General features: G+C 47.9%; 14 protein-coding genes and 14 tRNA genes. 26 read left to right on the forward strand and 2 right to left on the reverse strand.

What is annotated here, in order from left to right; all coding sequences use genetic code 11:
• Positions 1 to 57 precede the first annotated feature (57 nt).
• The 24 genes from QQK89_RS09075 (at position 58) to QQK89_RS09190 (ending at position 9802) form a co-directional block, all read left to right on the forward strand.
• Positions 58 to 132 (forward strand) — tRNA-Glu (locus QQK89_RS09075).
• A gap of 90 nt (positions 133 to 222) precedes the next feature.
• Positions 223 to 298, forward strand: a tRNA-Val gene (locus QQK89_RS09080).
• 18 nt (positions 299 to 316) lie between these two features.
• Positions 317 to 393, forward strand: a tRNA-Met gene (locus QQK89_RS09085).
• A gap of 39 nt (positions 394 to 432) precedes the next feature.
• Positions 433 to 509: transfer RNA gene (locus QQK89_RS09090), tRNA-Asp, on the forward strand.
• A 16-nt stretch (positions 510 to 525) separates the two neighbouring features.
• A tRNA-Phe gene (locus tag QQK89_RS09095) sits at positions 526 to 601 on the forward strand.
• Between the two features lie 25 nt (positions 602 to 626).
• Positions 627 to 702: transfer RNA gene (locus QQK89_RS09100), tRNA-Thr, on the forward strand.
• Between the two features lie 7 nt (positions 703 to 709).
• A tRNA-Tyr gene (locus QQK89_RS09105) sits at positions 710 to 793 on the forward strand.
• 3 nt (positions 794 to 796) lie between these two features.
• Positions 797 to 870 (forward strand) — tRNA-Trp (locus QQK89_RS09110).
• A gap of 21 nt (positions 871 to 891) precedes the next feature.
• A tRNA-His gene (locus QQK89_RS09115) sits at positions 892 to 967 on the forward strand.
• A 28-nt stretch (positions 968 to 995) separates the two neighbouring features.
• Positions 996 to 1070 (forward strand) — tRNA-Gln (locus tag QQK89_RS09120).
• 5 nt (positions 1071 to 1075) lie between these two features.
• A tRNA-Gly gene (locus QQK89_RS09125) sits at positions 1076 to 1150 on the forward strand.
• Positions 1151 to 1158: 8 nt separating this feature from the next.
• A tRNA-Cys gene (locus tag QQK89_RS09130) sits at positions 1159 to 1232 on the forward strand.
• 14 nt (positions 1233 to 1246) lie between these two features.
• Positions 1247 to 1323 (forward strand) — tRNA-Arg (locus QQK89_RS09135).
• A 12-nt stretch (positions 1324 to 1335) separates the two neighbouring features.
• Positions 1336 to 1417 (forward strand) — tRNA-Leu (locus QQK89_RS09140).
• A 115-nt stretch (positions 1418 to 1532) separates the two neighbouring features.
• Positions 1533 to 2996, forward strand: a complete 1464-nt coding sequence (locus QQK89_RS09145; protein WP_284238228.1) for a spore germination protein — start codon at positions 1533 to 1535, stop codon at positions 2994 to 2996.
• A gap of 33 nt (positions 2997 to 3029) precedes the next feature.
• Complete coding sequence (locus QQK89_RS09150; RefSeq protein WP_284238229.1) at positions 3030 to 4238, forward strand: Ger(x)C family spore germination protein; 1209 nt, start codon at positions 3030 to 3032, stop codon at positions 4236 to 4238.
• A gap of 6 nt (positions 4239 to 4244) precedes the next feature.
• A complete protein-coding gene (locus QQK89_RS09155; protein ID WP_284238230.1) occupies positions 4245 to 4487 on the forward strand; it encodes a hypothetical protein in 243 nt (80 codons plus the stop codon).
• Between the two features lie 5 nt (positions 4488 to 4492).
• Positions 4493 to 5593, forward strand: a complete 1101-nt coding sequence (locus QQK89_RS09160; RefSeq protein ID WP_284238231.1) for a GerAB/ArcD/ProY family transporter — start codon at positions 4493 to 4495, stop codon at positions 5591 to 5593.
• Positions 5594 to 5810: 217 nt separating this feature from the next.
• Positions 5811 to 6110 carry a LiaF transmembrane domain-containing protein gene (locus QQK89_RS09165; RefSeq protein ID WP_284238232.1) on the forward strand — a complete coding sequence of 100 codons (300 nt, stop codon included), beginning with the start codon at positions 5811 to 5813 and terminating at the stop codon, positions 6108 to 6110.
• 23 nt (positions 6111 to 6133) lie between these two features.
• Positions 6134 to 6814 carry a PspA/IM30 family protein gene (locus QQK89_RS09170; protein WP_284238233.1) on the forward strand — a complete coding sequence of 227 codons (681 nt, stop codon included), beginning with the start codon at positions 6134 to 6136 and terminating at the stop codon, positions 6812 to 6814.
• Positions 6802 to 7287, forward strand: a complete 486-nt coding sequence (locus tag QQK89_RS09175) for a PspC domain-containing protein (RefSeq protein ID WP_284238234.1) — start codon at positions 6802 to 6804, stop codon at positions 7285 to 7287. The genes QQK89_RS09170 and QQK89_RS09175 overlap by 13 nt, the downstream gene beginning before the upstream one ends.
• A gap of 2 nt (positions 7288 to 7289) precedes the next feature.
• A complete protein-coding gene (locus QQK89_RS09180; RefSeq protein ID WP_284238235.1) occupies positions 7290 to 7994 on the forward strand; it encodes a PspA/IM30 family protein in 705 nt (234 codons plus the stop codon).
• Between the two features lie 93 nt (positions 7995 to 8087).
• Entirely contained in the window at positions 8088 to 9101 is a 1014-nt protein-coding gene (locus tag QQK89_RS09185; protein WP_284238236.1) for a sensor histidine kinase, read from the forward strand.
• A 50-nt stretch (positions 9102 to 9151) separates the two neighbouring features.
• On the forward strand, positions 9152 to 9802 hold the full coding sequence (locus QQK89_RS09190; RefSeq protein WP_434481641.1) for a response regulator: 651 nt from the start codon (positions 9152 to 9154) through the stop codon (positions 9800 to 9802).
• Positions 9803 to 9910: 108 nt separating this feature from the next.
• On the opposite strand, the gene QQK89_RS09195 is transcribed toward QQK89_RS09190, so the two are convergent.
• A complete protein-coding gene (locus QQK89_RS09195) occupies positions 9911 to 10519 on the reverse strand; it encodes a hypothetical protein (protein ID WP_284238238.1) in 609 nt (202 codons plus the stop codon).
• A gap of 82 nt (positions 10520 to 10601) precedes the next feature.
• Positions 10602 to 10997, reverse strand: coding sequence for a hypothetical protein (locus QQK89_RS09200; protein ID WP_284238239.1), 396 nt, complete (start codon positions 10995 to 10997; stop codon positions 10602 to 10604).
• A 117-nt stretch (positions 10998 to 11114) separates the two neighbouring features.
• Here QQK89_RS09200 and QQK89_RS09205 point away from each other — a divergent pair, with 117 nt between their 5' ends.
• Together QQK89_RS09205 and zwf are read left to right on the forward strand one after the other, a co-directional pair.
• Positions 11115 to 11861, forward strand: coding sequence for a YwmB family TATA-box binding protein (locus QQK89_RS09205; RefSeq protein WP_284238240.1), 747 nt, complete (start codon positions 11115 to 11117; stop codon positions 11859 to 11861).
• A gap of 126 nt (positions 11862 to 11987) precedes the next feature.
• A complete protein-coding gene (gene zwf, locus QQK89_RS09210) occupies positions 11988 to 13529 on the forward strand; it encodes a glucose-6-phosphate dehydrogenase (protein WP_284238241.1) in 1542 nt (513 codons plus the stop codon).
• The last annotated feature ends 21 nt before the right edge of the window (positions 13530 to 13550 follow it).

Consider the following 13550-nt stretch of genomic DNA (forward strand, 5'->3'; position numbering starts at 1 on the left):
CCGGGTCTCGAGGGTTCGAATCCCTTCCTCTCTGCCATAATATTTCTTTATTAGTAAGGCCCGTTGGTCAAGGGGTTAAGACACCTCCCTTTCACGGAGGTAACAGGGGTTCGAATCCCCTACGGGTCACCATCTTTACAAAAAAAGATTTAAAAAAGTGCTTGCCAAGACGACTTGAATATGATATATTATAAAAGTCGCTCGAGAGAGAAACGCCAATATGGAAGCTTAGCTCAGCTGGGAGAGCATCTGCCTTACAAGCAGAGGGTCGGGGGTTCGATCCCCTCAGCTTCCACCATAAATTACTTAGTAACGACGCGGGGTGGAGCAGCTCGGTAGCTCGTCGGGCTCATAACCCGAAGGCCGCAGGTTCAAATCCTGCCCCCGCAACCAAAACTTTATCTTCGGTGTTTTACCGAGAATTCTCGATGTGGAGCTGTGGTGTAGAGGCCTAACATGCCTGCCTGTCACGCAGGAGACCGCGGGTTCGAATCCCGTCAGCTCCGCCATTTTTATCAAACATCAGGCTCGGTAGCTCAGTCGGTAGAGCAGAGGACTGAAAATCCTCGTGTCGGCGGTTCGATTCCGTCCCGAGCCACCATTTTAGATGGTTGGAAATTTAATATGCCGGTGTAGCTCAGTTGGTAGAGCAACTGACTTGTAATCAGTAGGTCGTGGGTTCGACTCCTATCGCCGGCACCATGTTTTTGGATGGTTAGCGAAGTGGCCAAACGCGGGAGACTGTAAATCTCTTCCTAACGGTTCGGTGGTTCGAATCCATCACCATCCACCATTTAGGGGCATAGTTTAAAGGTAGAACAAAGGTCTCCAAAACCTTTGGTGTGGGTTCAATTCCTGCTGCCCCTGCCAGATAATTAATTAGTGAATATGGCGGTCGTGGCGAAGGGGTTAACGCACCGGTCTGTGGCTCCGGCATTCGTGGGTTCAAGTCCCATCGATCGCCCCATTATCACTAAAATGTTTTAAAAGATTGTTGGGGATTAGCCAAGCGGTAAGGCAACGGACTTTGACTCCGTCATTCCAAGGTTCGAATCCTTGATCCCCAGCCATTTATGCGGAAGTGGCTCAGCGGTAGAGCATCGCCTTGCCAAGGCGAGGGTCGCGGGTTCGATTCCCGTCTTCCGCTCCATAAAGTTTGGCGCCATAGCCAAGTGGTAAGGCAAAGCTCTGCAAAAGCTTTATCCCCAGTTCGAGTCTGGGTGGCGCCTCCATAATTTCATAATTTGCGGCCTTAGCTCAGCTGGATAGAGCGTTTGACTACGAATCAAAAGGTCAGGAGTTCGAATCTCTTAGGCCGCGCCAAATAATTAACTTGCCGGTGTGGCGGAATGGCAGACGCGCGCGACTCAAAATCGTGAGGGAAACCGTGGAGGTTCGAGTCCTCTCACCGGCACCAATTATGAAATGATAAAGCCTTTAAGATCTTAGATCTTAAAGGCTTTTTTTGTTGTTTATATCGATTCCCGTATGACCATACTGATTAATATCAAAAATGAGTGATGTGATCGAGTATGAATCCAATCGATATTGCAACAATTAGAAAAAAGCTCGGGAACAGTGCTGATATTGTTTTTAAGGAATTTAACATTCAATACGATAACAGAGTTCAAACCGTGAATTTGATCTATGCAGAAGGTTTCGTAGATACAAATGCCGTTCAAGATTTTGTATTGGAAACGTTGATGGTGGATTTGCCAAAGCTGGATACCGACAAGCATCCATTCCTGGATTTTATGACAGTGGGAGACGTCCAGGAACTGCAGTCAACGGATATGATGTATCATGATCTGTTTTCGGGGCATGTCATTCTTATTCGGGAAGGTACGGAGATTCTTTCGATAGCTATGAGCGGAATCAAAGACCGCGCGGTTTCTGAAGCCATGACCGAGACGGTGAGCCGCGGTCCCAAAGAAGCGTTTACCGAAAACATTCAGACGAACACGGCCTTAATCCGGAGGAAAATAAAAAATCCGAATTTATGGCTGGAGAATTTGCGTATCGGCAAAATGACTCAGACCAATGTTTCCATCATGTATATCAATGGAATTGTAACGGATAAGATCGTTGACGAGGTACGGAGCCGTTTGGCCAGGATTGATATTGACGGTATCTTGGAGAGCGGTTATATCGAGGAATTGATTCAGGATGCTCCTTATAGTCCATTCCCTACCGTATATAACTCAGAGAGACCGGATGTAATCGCTGCTGAACTGCTGGAAGGCAAAATAGCCATATTGGTGGATGGAACTCCTCATGTGTTAGTTGTACCCGCGTTGTTTATTTCTTTTATGCATTCGGCTGAAGATTATTATCAACGTGCGGATATTAGCTCGTTAATTCGGATTTTAAGGTTTGTAGGGATTTTTATCGCCTTACTAGGGCCTTCGCTATATATCGCCATTACGACTTTTCACCAGGAAATGCTCCCTACTCAATTGCTGATTGGTCTTGCGGCTCAGCGGGAAGGGATTCCTTTTCCTGCTTTTATTGAGGCATTAATTATGGAGATTACGTTTGAAATATTGCGTGAAGCCGGCGTAAGGATGCCGAGAACGATGGGACAAGCGATGTCGATTGTCGGGACCTTAGTTATCGGCCAATCGGCGGTTGCTGCCGGAATTGTGTCAGCAGCGATGGTTATTGTCGTCTCCATTACGGCTATTTCAAGCTTTGTGGTTCCTGCCATGAATATGTCGATATCGATTCGGATGATCCGGTTTTTATTAATGGGCTTGGCGGCTTCGTTTGGCTTGTACGGAATCATATTAGGCATTATTGTGCTGGTTCTGCATTTATGCAGTCTTCGGACGTTTGGCGTGCCTTATATGAGCCCGTTTGGTCCTTATATAGCACAAGACACGAAGGATACTTTAATTCGGCTTCCGCATTGGGCAATGCGGAAACGCCTGCGTCTAATCAATCAGAACAACCTTACCCGGAGCAAAGATAAAGCTCCGGGTCCCGAGCGGCGTTAGTCGGAGAATAAGGCAACGAGACGAGGTATTGCGATGCGACGAACACTAATGCTCACTATGCTGGTTGTAACCATAACCCTGACGCTGACAGGCTGTTGGAACCGCCGTGAACTTAATGACCTGGCTATTGCGCTGGCTATAGGGATCGACAAAGCAGGAGATCAATACATGGTATCCGTTCAAGTTGTTGATCCGGGGGAGGTTGCCTCGAATAATCGAACCAGTACCCGTACTCCAGTAACGTTATATCAAGCGAAAGGACAAACGATATTCGAAGCCATTCGCAAAATGACCACGGTATCGCCAAGAACCATCTATTCGGCGCATCTTCGAATGCTGATCATAGGCGAGGATTTGGCGAAAGAAGGGATCGGGGATGCGCTCGAATACATGTCCAGGTATTATGAGCACCGTACGGATTTCTACATAGCTATCGCTCGTGAAACATCAGCGGCTAGTACATTGAAGATTTTGACCCATCTGGAGTCAATCCCGGCAAATCAGCTGTTCTCTTCCTTGCAGACTTCGCAGAAGGAATGGGCTCCGACTGCTTCCATAACCCTTGACCAGCTTATTATGGATTTAGTCGATAAAGGGAAGGAAGCTGTCGTTACCGGACTTCGGTTAAGAGGAGATCAGGAAATAGGTCAAAGCAGGAGTAACGTGGAACAGATCTCTTCCCCCGCTCAGCTGCAGTATTCAGGTCTGGCTGTTTTTAGAGAAGATAAGCTAGTTGGTTGGTTGAATGACATTGAAAGCAGAGGCTATTCCTATATTCATGATGATATCTATAACACAGTTGGAGTAATTAATTGTCCTGAAGGCGGGAAAATGACGCTTGAAGTGATTCGTTCAAAAACGACTACAAAAGCAAAGATGATTAACGGCAAACCGGAAATTCGGTTAGGCATTCGCACGGAGCTCAGTATCGGAGAAGTACTGTGCAATATTGACTTGACTCAAAAGTCGTCTATCTATGAGTTGGAACATCAAGGGGAGGCAAGAGTACGGGGGTTCGTGGAGAGGACGATCAAAGAGGCCCAGGAAAATTACAAGGTAGATATTTTCGGATTCGGCGATGTTGTTCATCGTGCCTATCCGGCTTATTGGAAGCAGGTTGAGGATGAATGGGATTCGATCTTCGAGACCATACCGGTAGAAGTAGATGTCGTGTTCAACATTCGGCAAACCGGAACCGTAAATAATTCCTTTATGCAGGAATTTAAACAGAAGAAGGAATAAGCAGACATGCTGAAATATTTAGGATTGCTCCTGGCAAGCGCGATAATGATTCTGATCGAGGTGCCGTCACTCTGGAAAAGAAAACGGATATGGGATCTATGGGTGTTCTCCACTCTATTGTTCTTCGGGATTGTATTGGTGATGATGAGATTTCTAAATCTACATATTCCGAACCCGGTGAATGGAATTAATGAAGTCCTGGGGCCTCTTGCCGAAGCCGTATTTCAGAATTTAAAAGGGGGGAACTAATAAGAATGCTTGAAAAAGGAAAAATAAGCCATCGTCAGCTGACCGTTCTTTCATTGCTCTATACGATTGGTACATCCATTCTAATTGTTCCCTCCATTATGTCCGTATTCTCCAGACAGGACGGATGGATCGCTTGTCTTGTTGGGGTAGTTGCCGATATTACCATCATCTTTATCTACTCGGCACTATCGAGTCGATATCCTAAGCTTTCTTTTGTTGAATACAGTGAGAAAATACTAGGGAAATGGCTTGGAAAAGCAGTCTCCTTGTTCTTCATGTCGTTTATTTTTCTGTTGTCGGCTTTCCTGCTGCGCGTGGTAGGAAATTTTATGACCACCCACATCATGCCCAACACGCCGATCGAAGTGACCATAATTTTGTTTATCCTTGTTGTCATTTATGCCGTAAGGCTTGGACTTGAAACAACGGCTCGCGCGGGAGAGATTTTCTTGCCGTTTGTTATTGTCCTGTTTCTGTTTCTTACCGTATTTCTGCTGCCGCAAATCAAAATCGACCGGATTGAACCATTTTTGGAGGAAGGGTTTAAACCTGTTATTCTTGGGGCGTTTTATTATTTCAATCTCCAGGAACAAGTTATACTGCTGATGCTTGTTCCTTATTCAAACCGGCCAGATAAAGCAAGAAACGCCTTGCTTGTTGGAACATCAATCGGCAGTTTAATTATTATCGTAACGGTATTGTTGTCCACGTTAGTACTTGGCACCGAGTTTACGCAAAGAAATATGTATGCAAGTTATACGCTGGCCAAGCAGATAAGCGTTGGGAACTTTCTGCAGCGGGTGGAAGCGATGTTAGCGATTTTATGGCTGATCACTATATTTTTCAAAACGGCTGTATGTATGTATGCCTTATCGCTTGGGACAGCCCAGACGTTGCAGTTAAAGGATTACCGCACGCTGACGCTGCCATTTGGCCTCTTGCTCGTGTTCCTGTCGCTTATTGTCTACGACAACATCGTAAGCTTTATTTCTTTTACGCCAAAGGTATTCTCGTTGTATGCCACCATCTTTATGGTTATTATTCCGGTTTTGCTGCTATCGATAGACACGTTGCGTGCTAGCCTGAAGAAAGAGCAATCCTCATAAGGTACTGTCTCTTAAGAAGAGAACAGTACCTTTTTTGCGCGATCAGACAAGCTTCGACCCTTAAGTCGGAACCGGGCACTCGACCTAGGTCTAGTGCAGAAACCGTCGTTGGTCCGTTTTAGAAAGCATGGATTCGATCTACAATAGGAACATAAGCAAGAGAGCTTCACAGCAAGAGATAAACAAAGCAATTCTAAGAGAGGCGGTGGAAGAAATAATGGATGGTAAAAAGGCGTTGGGCTTATTGCTTGCAATAGCAGGCGGTATTCTGGTACTCAAGTTTTTCGGAATACATCTTGGCTTCTTATTCGGAACCCTGTTTGCAATTGCATTAGTTGGACTCGGGGTGGTGGCCTGGAGAAGCAATAGAAAAATTATCGGTGCGATTGTAGGCGGCATCGGGATCTTGATGCTTCTGCCGGCATTGTCCAAATTGATTATGCTGGGAATCGCGGTAGTACTGATCATCTTCGGTATTTCGATGGTCAAGAAAAATAACAACAATCGACATTTCTAATAAAAAAGCGAGGAGGGACACACATGAGCATTATGCGGCGAGTGCGCGACATAACAGTCGCATCGTTGAACGAAAGATTGGAGAAAGCAGAAGATCCGGTACGCCTGATCGACCAGTTCCTCTGGTCGACACGGGAAGAGATTATCCAAGCGGAGCGGCTGCATCAGCAGTACATGGGACATAGCAACCATCTGAAAGCGCAGTGGCTGCAAGCTGAAGAACAAAGGGAAAAACGCGAAAAGCAAGCTATGACTGCACTGAAAGCCGGTGAAGAACAGCTGGCACGAATCGCCCTTCATGAGAAAGCAACAAGTGAGGAGCGTTCGAAGCAGTACCGCGAGCTGTATGAGCAAAGCCGTCAAAATACGATGGACCTGGAAGATCAGCTTCGTGAAATGCGCAGTGAATACCAGCTGGTCTACGACAAGCGCGAATATTACGCGGCAAGAATGGAGTCGCTACGGCTTCAGCAACGCATGAATGCCCGCTATACAGAGCAAGGTGGCGGCGTTCAGCCAGGATCGATGTTCCGCAGGCTGGAAGACCGGATCGGCGATATGGAAATGGAAGCAAAAAGCTTGCATGATCTGCGCAGAATGGGCAAAGAGTTCGTAACTGAAGCGGGCAATCAAGTACAATCCGTAATCGAACGCGAGCTGCAGCAATTAAAGAAGAAGCTTGAGAAGGAAGGATGGTCGTCTTGAAAAAACTGTACCGCTCCCGCCGTGACAAGAAGCTCTTTGGTCTTTGCGGCGGACTTGCAGAAATGATCAATGTAGATGCGACGCTTATTCGTATCCTGCTTATCGTCGTTACCATCTTCACGAGCGGATTTGCGATTCCTGTCTATATCATTGCGGGTCTTATCGTTCCTAAGGAACCAACGTTTTATAACGGGCAGGGCTTTGGACCAGGCGGCTTTGGAGGATATGGAGGCGGTTATGGCGGCAACGGCGGTTTCGGCGGCGGATATAACGGCGGCCAAGGCGGCTTCGGCGGTTCCTACAAGAACCCGCCGCAAGGACAATGGGACAACTATTCGCAAACGCGTTCCAATCCAAATCCCAACTCTTCGCAATTCGATAGCATGATGGATGACTTGGAGAAAAAAGCACTTCGTAAAGAAAACGAAGAATTACGCGCCAAATTGGCTAAATACGAGAAGGGAGAGATTTAACAATGGGAATCTTTAAAAGAATGAAGGATATGACGAAGGCATCGGTGAATGAGGTATTGGATAAAATGGAAGATCCGGTAGTCATGCTGAATCAATACCTGCGTGACATGGAATCCGAAATTCATCAAGCAGAAGTAACGGTAGCGAAACAAATGGCGAATGAGCGCCGTCTGAAACAACGTCTGGAAGAAGCGGTTCGCAGCATTTCCGACCGTGAGTCCAAAGCAGAAGCAGCGCTTCGCGCCGGCCAAGAAGAGCTTGCACGCAAGCTGCTGGAAGAGAAGCTTTATTTCGACCAGAAGGTTAACGAATACAGCGACCTGCATGCACAAGCGAAAACGCAAGCGGAAGAGCTTATGCAACAGCTGCATGGCATGAAAGAAGAGTTCTATCAGCTCCGCAATAAACGCAATGAGCTTGCGTCCCGCGCACAAATTGCGAAAGCTCAAAAGCAAATGGCTGTAATCTCTTCGAACCATACGATTGACAGCGGCAGCGCTTCAAGAGGATTCTACCGGATGGAAGAAAAAATCATGCAGCTTGAAGCGGAAGCGGATGTGCTTCGCACTCCATATGCGGCATACAGCGGTACGGGTACTGGCGGCACAGCCGGCGCTTTTAACGCCATCGACATGGAGAAGAAGCTGAAGGTTGACGAGCAGCTTGAAGCCTTGAAAAATAAGTTGAACAAGTCTGAAGAAGAATAATCAATGAAAGTATGCTAGTTAGGAAGAGCGGACCGGGAAACAACCAACCGGTCTGCTCTTCCCTGCGTACGTATGAAAGGAATGGAACGATCGATGGCTGAGGGGCAAGGCAATGAGCGTCATCCTGCGGTTAGGCCAAATAAAGAAGCAAGACGTAAACATGTGACCGAGACCGTATTGTGGCTCATCATAATCGTGAGCCTTGTCATCATCGTGTTACAAGCTATCGGGTACGTTCAGCTATACACCTTTAAAGGGAAATGGGCTATCCTTGGGCTTACCGTAATCGGGGCAGCAATAGCTGTAGCAGCTGTCGTAGGATTTCTGCAGAACTCCAAGCTTAAGCAGGCGGTTGAGCGATTAACCGAACAGCAGCGAAGACGCAGCTATAGGGTGACGTTGAATTCGGAAGAGGACACGAGCGGCACTCCCGTATCCGAGCAGGAGCAAAGCGATGCCATCTGGACGGAGAAGGTCAAGTTCTCGGCTGTAATTGAGGAAAGGCAACGGCTTGCAAGAGAGTTGCATGATGCGGTCAGCCAGCAGCTGTTTGCGATTTCCATGACGGCTACGGCAGTGAGCCGTACCATTGAACGAGACTGGGAACGGGCGAGAAGGCAGGTGCAGCTCATTGAAGAGATGGCGTCGGTTGCCCAATCGGAGATGCGTGCGTTGCTCTTGCATTTAAGGCCGGTGCATCTTGACGGCAAGAATCTCGCAGCTGCTCTAACCACGCTAGTGGACGAGCTTAAGCAGAAAGTTCCGATGAGCATTGATCTGGATGTTGATGACTCGATTACGATGAAGCCGGAGGCGGAGGACCACTTGTTCCGGATCGCGCAGGAAGCGTTATCGAATACGCTTCGCCATGCAAAAGCAGAAAGCATGGAAATTAAACTGCATCGGAAAGGCCCTGAAGTACGTATGTTATTAAAAGATACCGGCATCGGGTTTGATCTTGAAGCAAAAAAACAGACCTCATATGGATTGCTAACGATGGAAGAACGTGTAAATGAGCTTGGCGGCTATTTACATATGGTTTCAAAGCCGGGCGAAGGAACGAGTATTGATATCCGGGTTCCGGTCGACGGCGGAATAGAGAATTAGGACATGTACATGTGAAGGAAGCGGTGAATAAGGTGGAACCGATCGAACAACTGAATGAGCGAATTAAAGTTTTGCTAGTCGATGATCATGAGATGGTACGTATCGGACTTGCTGCCGTGCTGGACACGGAGGAAGGCATCGAGGTCGTTGGGGAAGCAAGCAACGGCTATGACGGAATTCGGCTGGCTCAGGCCTATAAGCCTGACATCGTACTTATGGATCTTGTCATGGATGGCATGGACGGAGTGGAAACGACCCAAAAACTTCTGGAGTTGTATCCGGAATGCAAAGTCATCGTGCTGACTAGTTTTATCGATGACAGCAAGCTGTATCCGGTTATTGAAGCGGGAGCGTTCAGCTATCTGCTCAAGACCGCAAGAGCGACGGAAATTGCCGACGCCATACGCGCTGCGGCACGAGGACAATCGGTGCTGGAGTCACAAGTTGCAGCCAAGATGATGAACCGGCTTCGCAAGCCGAAACAGCCGGTGCAGGCTGCCCTTCATGATGATTTGACGGAACGGGAAATGGACGTTCTGAAGCGGGTTGCGCAAGGCATGTCCAATCAGGAAATCGCAGACCAGCTGTTTATCGGCGTCAAAACCGTAAAATTTCATATTACGAACATCTTTAACAAGCTTGGCGTGGAAGACCGTACCCAAGCGGCGATCTATGCGCATAAGCAAGGTATTGCGGAATAGATGATCGAGGATGTTATCGCGGGCAAGAGGCTCACCTGAAGTTATCTTCTAGGAGAGCCTCTTTTTCCTGTATAAAGGGAAGGAGCGGCTGTTTTTAACTCGAATAAGTTAAAGACGGCGGTTAAGAAGCATGCCGCTTGTCGGGAACGGCCAGTAAGCCGTCATGGTGTCGTAATAACAGCTGTAAGGCTGAAGAAGAGGTATGTCTTGGCGCAGCAAGTCCAGAGCTTTCACCGATAAAGGTTCCTCAAGTGCCTTGTGCAGACAGGTCAACCAGCCTGTTGGGCCGATAAGTTGTTGAACGGATGGGTTGGTCTGGCCGAGGGCTGGATGATGCATGGCTTGGTCAATGGCTGAATGAAGCTGCGGCTTCAAAACGGCTTCATGATTCCGAAAGAAATGAAGAAGCTCGTTAACCGTGGAAAGTACTTGATCGGTCTCCTCCTTCATGACGTCGGTAGAGGGATCGTGCTTGATTCGCCGGGCAGAGGCACGGATTTGTTGCTGGGCTTGTCTCGTATACTGTAGCCATCGCGCTGCTGTCTCAGCAGCATGACGGTATGGAGCTCCCCAGTCAAAGCTGTTATAAAGGCTAGGTTCAGGAGGCAGTCTGGAAGGTTCCTCTTCACGGAACGGGGGGCGGCCGTATGGACGGACCGGGGAGATACCATATAATTTTTCTGCTCGGCTTGTTAAGGATACCGGTGTCATTCTCATCAGGGCTGCCTCCTTTTCATTTCATCATTAGTTAAGTTCAGCTTATAACGCTATTGGAGCAAAAGCTGGCGAATGATGTCTGTTAGTATAAAAGAAATAATAAAGCGACTTGATCAAATTCAAGCGTTTCGGCTTCGCGCTTCGGATACGAATAATGTGGACGCGGTTCATAATAGGAAGGGTCAAACGGAAAGGATTGCGTCTGAACGGGATACGCTGATTTACTTGAGTTGGCTTGCGATTTAGACTTGGAAGCAGCGTTTTTCTTGTTTTTTTTCGAAGGCGATTTCACTTGTTGTTGCGGGGGTTCCGGTTCTGTCGCAGTGGCAGCATTGGGATCCCCGTCCAACTCCAGCTTCCCGCCCGCGCATTTGCTCAGCAAGCCGATATGCCTCGAACCATCCTTCATCACGATATAAACGGGCATTCCGCGATAATGCGATACGACTTCTTCCTGCAGAGGATATATTTGATCCACGTTGGCTCCTCCTTATGTTTGTATCTATAGGCTTTGCAACCAGTGTATTCACCTACAGGCGAATGGGTATGGTTAAACACCTAGCGGTAATAAACGTGTTAAGAGGAGTGAAGATTTATGGCAACAAACCGATTCATGAGAAGAACAGAGGAAGAGACTTCGCTTAAGCGATCCAGGCTTGCTATTATTTTGGCGGGGGCAGTACTTGTTACCGGCATCATCTGGGCGATCGCAAATAAGGATCAAATAGGGTCCGAGCATCGTTCAAGCGTTCTTGCGCACGATATCGCTTTGGTCTGGCAATGGACGGACAAGCTTTACAGCAAGGGAGAAGCAAGCAGGGAATGGACAATTAGATGGGATGTAACCGGTGAGGCGGCTTCATTGGAAGAGGTTGAACAACAACTTCATACGGATGAAAAAGGCTTGGAGCAGGGTACACTGTCCATATTCCCGTTAACGGCGGACAACCAGGTGATGATCGTATACGTGACTAAGCAGCAGGTGGACGAGAAACAGCTATTGGCTTTTATCAACAGGGCTGAGACTTTATTTAAGCAATCGGGAACGACCTATTCCGCCGGGATGACGGTTCGGGGGGAAACGGAATATAATAACGCAGCGGCACGTCTCGCTCAAGCAGCTAGCGGCAAACGGGTCGACCGGTACAAGGATGAGAGCGGAACGACCAGTGAAGCCTATTACACGGAGAAGTTGTTCTCATCGGTAGAGGCGGGGGCGGGCAAAAAGGCTAATCTGCAAATTGCGGTGCATCGCGAAACGGAGTCGGGAGCTTTGTCGCTGATCGTCGGAATTCCTTTAATTACGGGGGATTACACCGTTCCCGAAACAGAAAATGATTAGTAGAAATATGAAAGCCAATTAGTTTTTTTTATGATCGGATGAATAGCAGTTTAAGGATTAATATGCTAAACTACATAAATAAAAATAAAAAAAAATATATGGAAAGAATGAGGGAACTGAACTGTTATGAACGTTGAATTAAATGCGCAAGGCGCTATTTATTATATTTTCGGAGCGACGGGCGATTTGGCGAAGCGCAAGTTGTTTCCTGCCTTGTTCAGCTTATATAAAGAAGGAAAGTTATCTGAGAATTTCGCCGTTGTAGGTCTTGCGCGCAGAGAGCGCACAAACGAGCAGTTCCGTGCCGACCTGTATGAGTCGATCGTGGAATTCTGCCGTTACAAAGCGGACGATGTAGAGCTCTGGAACCGTTTCGCGGAGCACTTCGAATATATGCCGCTTGATATTAACAATGTGGAAGCATTCCGCGGTCTGGCTACTTTGTCCGATCAACTGGATGCGAAATTCAATATTCCGGGCAACCGTCTGTTCTACCTGGCGCTTGCGCCGTCCCTGTTCGGGCCAGTATCGTTCAGCCTGCGCGATGGCGGACTGCTGGAATCCAAAGGCTGGCACCGCGTAGTTATCGAGAAGCCGTTTGGTTACGATCTGGAATCGGCACAAAAGCTGAATGACCAAATTACGCAAGTCTTCAAAGAAGAAGAAGTCTACCGTATTGACCACTACCTCGGCAAAGAGATGGTGCAAAATATTCAAGTTATCCGTTTCGCGAACGCATTTTTTGAGCCGCTGTGGAACAATAACCATATCGCAAACGTGCAAATCACGCTATCGGAAACGGTTGGCGTAGAGGAACGCGGCGGTTATTACGACAAGTCCGGCGCGCTTCGCGACATGGGCCAAAACCATATGCTTCAAATGCTTACGATGATCGCAATGGAGCCGCCTAGCCGTCTGCATGGCGAAGATATCCGCGACGAGAAGGTTAAAGTGCTTCGCTCCCTTCGTCCGTATGCATCAAGCGACGAAGTACGCAGCCAAGTTGTACGCGGTCAATACGCGGCAGGTTCCCTGAAAGGTAAAGAGCTTCCAGGCTACCGTGAAGAAGATTCGGTTGGCGAGAACTCCACAACGGAAACGTATTTCGCGGCTAAGCTGGCGGTTGATAACTTCCGTTGGGCTGGCGTACCGTTCTACATCCGTACAGGCAAACGCCTCCCGGTTAAAACAACCGAAGTGGTAATCGAGTTCAAATCGATGCCGCAGAACGTATTGTTCGCGCAGCGCCATGACCTGCAGCCTAACCTGCTTGTTATCCGCGTTAACCCGATGGAAGGCATCTATATCAAAGTAAATGCCAAGACGCCGGGCGAGGACAATTCGGTACAACCGGTTAATATGGAATTCTGCCAAAGCTGCCAAATCGGCATCAACACGCCTGAAGCTTATGAGCGCTTGATCCATGATGCTGTTCGCGGTGACTCCACTTACTTCACGCGTTGGGACGAAGTTGCTCAAGCATGGGAGTTTGTTGATCGCATTGCAGCCGCATGGCGCGAAAGCTCGACTGATCTGCAACATTACCCTGCAGGCTCGTGGGGCCCGGAAAAAGCAGAGCAGCTGCTTGCGCAAGACGGCTTCAAATGGTGGCCGGTTAACGGCCAAGAAGAAGACAATGTGATCTGGGTTTCAAATAGCGGCAAATAATTTATTCATAGCACACCGCTG

The sequence above is a fragment of the Paenibacillus glycanilyticus genome, assembly GCF_030161375.1.
In the GTDB taxonomy this organism is placed as follows: Bacteria; Bacillota; Bacilli; order Paenibacillales; family Paenibacillaceae; genus Pristimantibacillus; species Pristimantibacillus glycanilyticus_B.

Bases quoted from the DNA above. Each gene is read 5' to 3' on its own strand.
- QQK89_RS09180 (WP_284238235.1), top strand. From the start codon at position 7,290: ATGGGAATCTTTAAAAGAATGAAGGATATGACGAAGGCATCGGTGAAT.
- QQK89_RS09170 (WP_284238233.1), top strand. From the start codon at position 6,134: ATGAGCATTATGCGGCGAGTGCGCGACATAACAGTCGCATCGTTGAAC.
- zwf (WP_284238241.1), top strand. From the start codon at position 11,988: ATGAACGTTGAATTAAATGCGCAAGGCGCTATTTATTATATTTTCGGA.
- QQK89_RS09185 (WP_284238236.1), top strand. From the start codon at position 8,088: ATGGCTGAGGGGCAAGGCAATGAGCGTCATCCTGCGGTTAGGCCAAAT.
- QQK89_RS09175 (WP_284238234.1), top strand. From the start codon at position 6,802: ATGGTCGTCTTGAAAAAACTGTACCGCTCCCGCCGTGACAAGAAGCTC.
- QQK89_RS09160 (WP_284238231.1), top strand. From the start codon at position 4,493: ATGCTTGAAAAAGGAAAAATAAGCCATCGTCAGCTGACCGTTCTTTCA.
- QQK89_RS09195 (WP_284238238.1), bottom strand. From the start codon at position 10,519: ATGAGAATGACACCGGTATCCTTAACAAGCCGAGCAGAAAAATTATAT.
- QQK89_RS09145 (WP_284238228.1), top strand. From the start codon at position 1,533: ATGAATCCAATCGATATTGCAACAATTAGAAAAAAGCTCGGGAACAGT.
- QQK89_RS09150 (WP_284238229.1), top strand. From the start codon at position 3,030: ATGCGACGAACACTAATGCTCACTATGCTGGTTGTAACCATAACCCTG.
- QQK89_RS09155 (WP_284238230.1), top strand. From the start codon at position 4,245: ATGCTGAAATATTTAGGATTGCTCCTGGCAAGCGCGATAATGATTCTG.
- QQK89_RS09165 (WP_284238232.1), top strand. From the start codon at position 5,811: ATGGATGGTAAAAAGGCGTTGGGCTTATTGCTTGCAATAGCAGGCGGT.
- QQK89_RS09205 (WP_284238240.1), top strand. From the start codon at position 11,115: ATGGCAACAAACCGATTCATGAGAAGAACAGAGGAAGAGACTTCGCTT.